This window comes from Xenorhabdus griffiniae, from assembly GCF_015163655.1.
In the GTDB taxonomy this organism is placed as follows: Bacteria; Pseudomonadota; Gammaproteobacteria; order Enterobacterales; family Enterobacteriaceae; genus Xenorhabdus; species Xenorhabdus griffiniae.
The window spans coordinates 1-1,775 of sequence record NZ_JADEUF010000230.1 but is presented as its reverse complement, the minus strand read 5'-3'; the positions used below and the strand labels follow the sequence as shown (position 1 = coordinate 1,775).

At 44.1% G+C, this 1,775-nt stretch carries 4 protein-coding genes; 3 read left to right on the top strand and 1 reads right to left on the bottom strand.

Annotated features, from left to right (window positions below; translation table 11 throughout):
• The first annotated feature begins 37 nt into the window (after window positions 1-37).
• The 3 genes from IQ211_RS19075 to IQ211_RS19065 are packed head-to-tail and all read left to right on the top strand — an operon-like array spanning window position 38 to window position 1,442.
• The gene (locus IQ211_RS19075) at window positions 38-634 is read left to right on the top strand and encodes a recombination protein NinG (RefSeq protein ID WP_189761368.1); all 597 of its coding nucleotides are present in this window, start codon (window positions 38-40) and stop codon (window positions 632-634) included.
• On the top strand, window positions 631-831 hold the full coding sequence (locus IQ211_RS19070; protein ID WP_189761367.1) for a helix-turn-helix domain-containing protein: 201 nt from the start codon (window positions 631-633) through the stop codon (window positions 829-831). The genes IQ211_RS19075 and IQ211_RS19070 overlap by 4 nt, the downstream gene beginning before the upstream one ends.
• Window positions 753-1,442: a hypothetical protein gene (locus IQ211_RS19065; protein ID WP_311062333.1), complete on the top strand. Its 690-nt coding sequence runs from the start codon at window positions 753-755 to the stop codon at window positions 1,440-1,442. The genes IQ211_RS19070 and IQ211_RS19065 overlap by 79 nt, the downstream gene beginning before the upstream one ends.
• Before the next feature lie 153 nt (window positions 1,443-1,595).
• Here the strand turns inward: IQ211_RS19065 and IQ211_RS19790 are convergent.
• Window positions 1,596-1,775: hypothetical protein (locus tag IQ211_RS19790; protein ID WP_228011627.1), on the bottom strand; the 180-nt coding region annotated here is incomplete at its 5' end.

Genomic DNA, 1,775 nt, shown 5'->3' with positions numbered 1-1,775 from the left:
CTCATGCTGATTATGGGATTGGTGTTAGGGGGATAAGGTGGCAAAGTTTCGACAACGGAAATGTAAAGAATGCAGTGAGTGGTATCAACCAGAACGGCAATTACAAAATACCTGCTCAATTCAGTGTGCAATAGCCAGAGGTAGGAAGCAAGAGCAGAAAAAACGAGAGGAACAGGAACGACGACGAAAGAAAGACAATATCATCAAGCAGAAGTTAGCCCGTGATAAACTCAAAGCCCGCAAACTCTCAGTAAAACCCCGCAGTTATTGGATTCAACAAGCCCAGCACTCAGTCAATGCCTATATCAGAGAACGAGACTGCGATTTACCGTGTGTTTCTTGTGGTACGTATACGTCTGCTCAATGGGATGCGGGGCATTACCGGACGACGTCAGCAGCGCCACAACTGAGATTCGATGAGCGGAATATTCATCGCCAGTGCATTGTCTGTAATCAGCATAAATCGGGGAATCTGGTTCCGTACAGGGTGGAGCTAATTCGGCGAATCGGTCTGGCAGCGGTGGAGGCTATCGAATCCAATCATGATCGGCACCGATGGACGATTGAGGAGTGCAAGGCGATTAAAGCTGAGTTTCAGGAGAAATTAAAGACACTGAAACGGGAGGCAGCATGATATTTGAAATGACATCAATTCCCGACCTGCTCATAAAGCACAGAGGTAATCAAACTCAGTTAGCTCGTGAATTGGGTATTAACAGAATGACAGTTGGCAAATTCGCACGTGATTTTAAATGTCAGTATCACGTTATATGCAATGGAGTACTGATGACAAAATCAAAGCTGAAAGGGAACCAGAGAGGAATAAGATGAGGAGTAAAGAATCATTCCCGTTGCTGGCCTATGTAGCCAACAAGAAAGATTTACGTCGGGTGTGGGGTAAAGGCTGGAAAACAATCACACCAAGTCAGCGTGTTTGGGTCAGATATTTACTAATGATTTGGGGTAAGCAATATGGGGGGAATGAATATCCTGGTGGAGACTGTAGCGTCATAGGCCGCTTAATGACTCGTGAAGACTGGACTGATGCCGAAGGTGAGCGAATCGTCAAGGTAGTGAAAGATCTGCATAAACTAGGCTACGAAGGCGATGAGTTATTTCAGAAGGCTCATGAAGTTCTAAACCCCAAGCAAACATTAAGCGACATCATTGCTCTCGCCAAAGAATCAGATGATGCCGCCTTTGTTGAAATGGTTCTGAATAAGACGTTTAAGCGGGGTAATCCTATTCGTGATATCGCTATTAAACGATATTGTGAGCGCAAATGCCCGCAAAAGATTGCCCGTGAGTTATCAGGGGTGACTGGCTGTGATGTCCAATGGGCTAGGAAACGCGCTACATGGTCAGAAGAGCTATTGGAAGAGGAAATGTATTACGCGATTAAGAGGGAAATTAGAAAAGAAAACTGCGAAATATATCACTAAATATAAATATTTTCTAAATTAGCTTGATTTTGAGAAATTTAAGTGTATATTTTGTGTTATGCTCGGGAGGTAAAACCGAAAGCAGAGTAACAAGAGAAACCGAGGCGGCGCTTGTTACTGAACCGTCTAGTTCGTCAAGCGAAAGATTTTCGCCTACTCGAACCACTCCGGCTGAGAGGTCGGAATAAATTTATAGCCTCGCACTCGCGGGGCTTTTCTATTTCTATCAGTGGTCAACTCGGAGTTGACAGCTAAACTACCGAGGATTTTCAGGTAGTTCAAAATCCCGATATGGGAAATCCCATAACGGAATAAATTCAATCGGTTATAAAT